General features: G+C 54.4%; 5 protein-coding genes and 2 pseudogenes. 5 read left to right on the forward strand and 2 right to left on the reverse strand.

Annotated elements, in window-relative coordinates; all coding sequences use genetic code 11:
• Nucleotides 1-403: 403 nt before the first annotated feature.
• From JN414_RS16035 to JN414_RS16045, 3 genes are read left to right on the forward strand one after another with little or no spacing between them, the layout of a single operon-like run.
• On the forward strand, nucleotides 404-925 hold the full coding sequence (locus JN414_RS16035) for a hypothetical protein (protein ID WP_237390131.1): 522 nt from the start codon (nucleotides 404-406) through the stop codon (nucleotides 923-925).
• On the forward strand, nucleotides 870-2,792 hold the full coding sequence (locus JN414_RS16040; RefSeq protein WP_237390132.1) for a Hint domain-containing protein: 1,923 nt from the start codon (nucleotides 870-872) through the stop codon (nucleotides 2,790-2,792). Before JN414_RS16035 ends, JN414_RS16040 begins: the two co-directional genes overlap by 56 nt.
• Nucleotides 2,793-2,848: 56 nt before the next feature.
• Nucleotides 2,849-3,931, forward strand: a complete 1,083-nt coding sequence (locus JN414_RS16045) for an IS5 family transposase (protein ID WP_167386197.1) — start codon at nucleotides 2,849-2,851, stop codon at nucleotides 3,929-3,931.
• A 441-nt stretch (nucleotides 3,932-4,372) separates the two neighbouring features.
• Here JN414_RS16045 and JN414_RS16050 read toward each other — a convergent pair whose 3' ends face one another.
• Nucleotides 4,373-4,681, reverse strand: coding sequence for a DNA-binding transcriptional regulator (locus tag JN414_RS16050; RefSeq protein WP_099213651.1), 309 nt, complete (start codon nucleotides 4,679-4,681; stop codon nucleotides 4,373-4,375).
• A gap of 560 nt (nucleotides 4,682-5,241) precedes the next feature.
• Between JN414_RS16050 and JN414_RS17175 the strand changes: the two are divergent.
• Together JN414_RS17175 and JN414_RS17065 are read left to right on the forward strand one after the other, a co-directional pair.
• Nucleotides 5,242-5,394: pseudogene (locus JN414_RS17175) on the forward strand (transposase); the annotation flags it as partial.
• A gap of 89 nt (nucleotides 5,395-5,483) precedes the next feature.
• On the forward strand, nucleotides 5,484-5,852 hold the full coding sequence (locus JN414_RS17065) for an IS5 family transposase (protein WP_099213648.1): 369 nt from the start codon (nucleotides 5,484-5,486) through the stop codon (nucleotides 5,850-5,852).
• A 201-nt stretch (nucleotides 5,853-6,053) separates the two neighbouring features.
• On the opposite strand, the pseudogene JN414_RS16070 reads toward JN414_RS17065, so the two are convergent.
• Nucleotides 6,054-6,647: pseudogene (locus tag JN414_RS16070) on the reverse strand (Tn3 family transposase); the annotation flags it as partial.
• Nucleotides 6,648-6,745 lie beyond the last annotated feature (98 nt).

The raw sequence follows: 6,745 nt of genomic DNA on the forward strand, positions 1-6,745 counted from the left end.
GGAGTGGAGAGCAATCGCTACACGATACGAAAATACCGCCACATCCTTCATGGCCGTCATCTGCATCGCTGCAACCATAGATCATCTCAAAACCTACAGGTCTTAGGTATTCTTTTGATATTGGAATGTGATCACATTAAAAAGCGTGATTATTCCACGGGTTTTCAATTCTTTTTTTTGCGGATTAGTTTCGTCGCTCATTCGTAAATAAAACATTAAAATTCTGCCTATTATCTCCGTTAAAAAAAGCTTGAGCTCACGTTTCCGCAGTGTTTACATTTTCCTCTCACCGCCGCTGCTCCCATAAAACTGACGGGTAATTGCAGTGAGGACAGTTCACTTGGCCAGGGCGTGAACCCTTTCACATTCCGCTCAGTGACTGATGATTGAGGATGCACACGCAATGGCGACTTATAATGTTTCCTCGGGGCAAGTCGCCTCGAATGTTATCTCGGCTGGCGATATTGAAATCGTCTCGAGTGGCGGTGCAACGCAGGACCAATACAACTACGGTCAGCGATTTGTTTCGTCGGGCGCCATCGTGCGGAACGGTGTGGTCAGTGGTGGTGGTAAGGATTACATTTCCAGTGGCGGCTCTTCCTACCAAGGTGTCATTTTGGGTGGAGGTATTCGTTACGTTTCTGGCGGTGGAACGGCCAATAATCCCTATATTCGTAGCGGCGGTACTGTCAGTGCCGCTAGCGGGGCAACTGTTCTTGCTGTTAGCGCTTTCAGCGGCGGCGTTCTAAGCGCTGCTGACGGTGCGGTCATCAGCGGAGGCACTGTCGCAGCAGGTGCTGCTATTACGGCGGCGTCAGGTACTATTCTAACGGGTACGATCACGAACTCCAGGAAGCATTTCGGGAGGTGTGCTCTCGGGGGCTGGCACTACATTAGTAGTCTCTTCCGGTGCAACTCTTGCTAACCAAACGATTGGAAGTGGTGCCTCGGCTACTCTTCAAGCGTATGCAAGCGCCGGAACCAATCTTGTTATAAGTGGTGGTACACTGGATCTGTACACCAACAATACGACTAGCACGACTATTGTTGGTACTGGCGGTAACTTCATTCTGGAGTCTGGTGTAACCTTTACGGCTACCAGCGGAAATTACGCTACCAGCGGAAACACAATTACCGTTAATTCGGGCGCTGTTCTGTCTGGCTCGCGTATTTCTTCCGGTGGTACGATAAATGTTCAGGGTGGCGTTGTATCCAGCACTGTAGTGGATGGTGGAACGCTGAATGTTTACACACCTACCGGCGGGACGAATAATACAACTTTCACGTCGAATGGTGGTGTTGTTAATCTGGAATCTGGATTTAAAGATACCAGAACCTGGACCGTCTCTAATAACGTTACCTTCAATGTTCTGAGTGGTGCCGCGATCTCCACCCCCACAGTTCAGAATGGCGGTACTGTAGCTGTTGCCTCGGGCGGTACGATTGCAGGGCAGGCAGTTGTCTCTTCGGGCGGTACTCTGGTTGTCAACGGCACTGTTGGCAGCAATAGCATCCTGCTCTCTGGTGATGGTGCGCGTTTGGTTGTCAGCGGCACCTCCATGCCAACCAATACAATCTCTGGCTGGTCTCCTAAGGACACGATCGATCTTGCCTCCATTCCGCAGGCCAGTGTCACCAGCGTCACTACAACATCCACTGGCATCACGTTCTATACTTCCGGCGGCACGTACTCTCTCAATGTACCGGGCGCCAGCAGCTACGGTTACACCCTGTCGTCTGACAGTAATGGCGGCCTGATTTACACGACGTGCTTTGCAGAAGGCACATCGCTCACGACGCCAGACGGCGAAGCAACCGTCGAGACCCTCGTGCCGGGTACGCTGGTCATGACGCCCAAAGGCGCCATGCCCGTCAAATGGCTGGGTCATCGCTCCATCACGGTCGCCGACCAGCGTGTGCCAGAAGAAAACTGGCTCGTCCGCATCCGCGAGGGCGCTCTCGCCGATGGCGTTCCGTCCCGTGATCTGCTGGTCACGCAGGAACACTGCATGGTCTTCGAGGGCAAGCTTGTTCCAGCCCGTATGCTGGTTAACGGTGTCTCGATCCTGATTGATCGCACGATCAACAGCTACACCTATTACCATGTAGAACTGGAGAGCCATGAAGCGGTCTGGGCTGAAAACGCACTGACCGAGAGCTATCTCGATACAGGGAACCGCAGCCAGTTCGACAACCACACAGTGACCGCAATCTTTGGCGGTTCAAAGGCTGCTGGTTCGGAAACACTGCCATTGGAGACGTCCCGGGCGTTTGTCGAGCCGATCCATGCCACGATTGCTGCACGTGCTGCAAGTGCTGCGCCTCAGCCCGAGCTGACGACGGATCCAGATCTGCACCTGGTGACAAACTTTGGGCAGATTATCCGTCCGCTGCGTCAGGCGAACGATCGGGTCATGTTCATGATTCCGGCCGCTGTTGAGAGTGTGAGCCTCGTTTCACGGAGCAGTCGTCCGAGTGACACGATCGGACCGTTCGTGGATGATCGTCGCAACCTGGGCGTTCTAGTTGGCGACGTCTCGCTTTTTGCATCCCGAAAGACGGTCAGGCTGACAGCGCATTTTTCCTTGTCTCACCTGTCAGGATGGCACGAGCTGGAATCATCAAGATACCGCTGGACAGATGGCAATGCAGCCCTGTCGCTGCAGAGCGGAGATATCGTTAGCAGAGAGCCAAGCATTCTCTCCATTCAGGTTGTGTCCGGCGGACCATACCTTGTGGAAGATCACACTGTGCGCTCTGATCTGGAGTGTTCGAAGAACCTCTGGCTCTGAACTGTTGGCTGTGATTCCATTGTTGGTGTGATGACGGGAGGGAGGAGGGAGGATAGATGGTGAAGCAGCCCGGTTTCTTTGATGTTAAAGGTCGGCTTGCGCGTCCGAGCGGGCTTGGTGATCAACTCGAAGCCTTTTCCTGGACTGTGGATTTTGAAGTCTTCCGCCCTGATCTGGGGCAGGCCCTGGCTTATTCAGACGGACGCAAGGGCGGCCATCCGCCGTTTGATCCGGTGCTGATGTTCAAAATACTGATGATTCAGACGCTGAACAATTTGTCCGATGAGCGGACGGAATACCTGATAAATGATCGTCTGTCCTTCATGCGCTTTTCTGGTCTGGGACTGTCGGACCGTGTGCGTGATGCCAGAACAGTCTGGCTATTCCGTGAGCGCCTGACAGAGGCAGAGGCCATTGAAAGATTTCTTGAGCGCTTTGACGCGACCCTGCGCAACGCCGGGTATTTACCGATGTCAGGCCAGATCCTGGATGCCACACTGGTGGCTGCTCCAAAGCAGCGGAACACCAATGCAGAAAAAGCCGATCTTCGGGCAGGACGTATTCCTGAAGACTGGCAGGACAGAACCGCAAAGCTGTCGCACAAGGATCGTCATGCGCGCTGGACGCTGAAGTTCACGAAGGCAAAGCGGCAGGATGATGGAACCATGCCCTCCAGCGATCTGGCTATCCCATTCTTTGGCTACAAGTCCCATATCTCCATCGACCGGAAGTTTCGGTTCATCCGGAAATGGAAGACGACAGATGCCGCCGCCAATGATGGTGCGCGATTGAGAGAGGGGCTGCTGGATAAAACTAATACGGCCTCAGGCGTCTGGGCAGACACGGCCTATCGCTCCAAAGCCAATGAAGACTTCATGGAAAAGCAGGGCTTTGTCTCAAAGGTTCATCGCAAAAAACCGCAGCTCAAGCCGATGCCCCGGCATATCCAGAAATCGAATGCAGGGAAGTCGGTCATCCGATCCCGCGTCGAGCATGTCTTTGCCGATCAGAAATCGCAGACGGGGCTGTTCGTCCGAACTGTCGGTATCACCCGGGCCACCATGAGGATCGGGCTGGCCAATATCGTCTACAATATGCGTCGCTTTCTCCTCCTGGAGCGGATGAACGCGAGCGCGTAGCCATCCCACTGGCGATAGGCCGGGATCTGCTCAAAACGCAGAGCGAAAGTCGCCCCGGAAACCCTCAATCAAATCGCCAAAAGCCTGAAATCACGAACCAAGCACATCAATCAACGGTTCTTCGATCCCTCCGATTTTTCAGAATGGGATAGCTGCCCGTCATGGAACAGGTTCAGAACCGTTTGACGGAAAGAGCGTTTAACTTCGGAACGGGACACGGGCCAAACCTTTCAAAAAGGCGAAGGCGTCTCTGTTCCTGCTGATCTAGTCTTGTATCCCGTCGTCAGGATCACTAAAATCAGTGTCGGACCCATTGGAATTGCGAGTTCCTTTGGATCAAGTCCACCTTCGCCGGGGAGCGAAGATTTTGAAGGGGATGGCCTTGCCGGGCTGTCCCCTTCCTCATTTCTACTGACAATAGAGCCGACGTCAGACTGATGATCAAGGGCATCGCGCGCCAATAAGCACCCGCTCCACAGCCTGAGGCTCACGATCAATCAACATCAGCAACGTGCGGGCGGCCTTTTCTGGCATCCGGCGCTTCTGTTCCCAGTCACGTACAGCGGCGGCACTAAACCCATACCGGGCTGCAAAACGCGCCTGGCTCAGACCCGTCCGCTTGCGGATATTCGCAACATTGATTTCAGGAGGCGTCCAGACACGACCGGGCTGCACAGTCCCTTCAGCAATACCTACAGCCTGCTCCATGGAGGCAAGCAGTTCATCGGCAATGTTCATTTGCTCTGCCATATTAAGTCCCTCCCTGATCTGATCTCTTTATGCGTTCGGCCATAGATGTCATGGCTTTCTTCTGGTCTGGCGTAAGATCGTCCTGCTCATTCTTGCCGTAGATCAACAGGGCATAAACCGGAATCCGGTCACTAGCGACGTACCAGATGACCCGAACGCCGCCCCTCTTACCTCGACTTAACCCTGCAAACCTTAGCTTTCTAACGCCACCAGTTCCGGGGATAACGTCACCTTGGCGTGGGTTCTCAGCAAGCAGCCTAATAAGTTCCGCCCGTTCTTCACGGCTTAAAAGAGCATCTGCTCTCTTGGTGAAAATCGGGGTTTCTATGACTGAGTGCATAAAGGTTTGTACGGCAACGCCGCATTTTAATCAAGGGCGATCCTGAAACGGCCTCAATGCGTATTGCCGTGCTTGGCAATCCACCGTTCCTTGGCCTTCTGCTTCAAACTTGCTCGCCATTCGATTTGCGAAGGTTCATTTGGTTTTGTGGACAAAGGTTGACAGTGGACCCATGCCTTGATTCAAGGCTGTCTTTTGGAGGCAGCGTTGGGCGAACGGATTGGACTGGCGGCCGGCGCAGGATAACCGCCTCTATTTCGAAGGCATGATGTGGATTGCGCGGACAGGCTCGCAGTGGCGACACCTGCCAGACGAATACGGCAAGTGGAACAGCGTGTTCCGCCGCTATCGGCGCTGGGTTACAACTGGCATGTTCGACGCGATGCTGGAAACGCTGGCTGAAATAGTGGAGCGCGACGCCACCGCCGACATGATCGACAGCACCGTGGTCCGGGCACATCATTGTGCCGTCGGCATAAAAAAGGGGATCAGGAGACCGAGGCGCTTGGCCGATCGCGCGGTGGCTTCAGCACCAAACTCCACGCCCGATGCGATGCCAAAGGCCGCCCGCTCGGATTTGTCCTGACACCAGGGCAGACCCACGACATCCAGGGCTTCGGTCCGCTGTTCCGCATGATCGCAGACAAGATTGAGGCGCTGCTGGCCGACAAGGGCTATGACGCCGACGCCATCCGTGAGGAACTGACGAAAGCTGACGTCGAAGCGGTCATCCCCGCCAAGAGCAACCGGCGCGATCCTATCGCGCACGACCGCGAAAAATACCGCTGGCGCAACCTCGTCGAGCGTCTGTTCAACAAGCTCAAGAACTGACGGCGCATCGCAATCCGATACGACAAAACCAAGGAATCTTACCTCGGCTTTGTCAATCTCGTGTCAGTCCTCCAGTGAATACCCTTTGTCCACGAAACCTAGTTGGCATAAGAAATATTATACGACATGATGATTTACGCCTTTAGTGCGACTAAATAAGGGGAGCGGTGAGAGACTGTTCGAAAACGTACGCTAAGGATTTTAGAAACCGGATTGCAACCGAAGAGGCCTGAAATCATCTCGCGGCTGCCCGATTTCGCCCCAAAGATAATCCCCTGTGAGACCAATATGCTCCCAGCCGAGTGGTGCCACATGAGCAAGCACGTCAACGGGTATCGCGATGCCCGTCTGACGAAGATGCTGAGCGGCACGGTCCAGATAGACCGTGTTCCACAAAGTTATAGCTGCCGTCACAAGCGTCAGACCAGATGCCCTATGCCGCTGGTTTTCAAACGTGCGATCTCGCAGTTCGCCCAGACGATTAAAAAATACGGCCCGGGCAAGCGCGTTGCGTGCCTCGCCCTTGTTAAGAACACTGTTGGTTCGTCGCCGTTGTTCGGGGTCATCGAACCAGTCGAGCATGAACAGCGTGCGTTCGACACGGCCAATTTCGCGTAAGGCCCGGGCCACAGGATTTTGACGAGGATAGCCTGCCAGTTTGCGTAACATGACTGAAGCTGTGACCGTGCCCGCCCGGATCGAGGCGACCAGGCGTAGAGTTTCGTCCCAGTGCTCCTCAATGGCCCGAACATTGATCGGACCCGCGACCAGCGGTCGTAGGGTGGGCCAGGGCGCTAGGCTCAGGACCCATTGATTTGATTACGGAAATCTGATTCAGGCTCTGTGAGGAGACTGGAGATGAGCGACCTGTTTTGGCTGACGGATGAACAGAT

The sequence above is a fragment of the Gluconobacter sp. Gdi genome, assembly GCF_014132155.1.
Taxonomy (GTDB): Bacteria; Pseudomonadota; Alphaproteobacteria; order Acetobacterales; family Acetobacteraceae; genus Gluconobacter.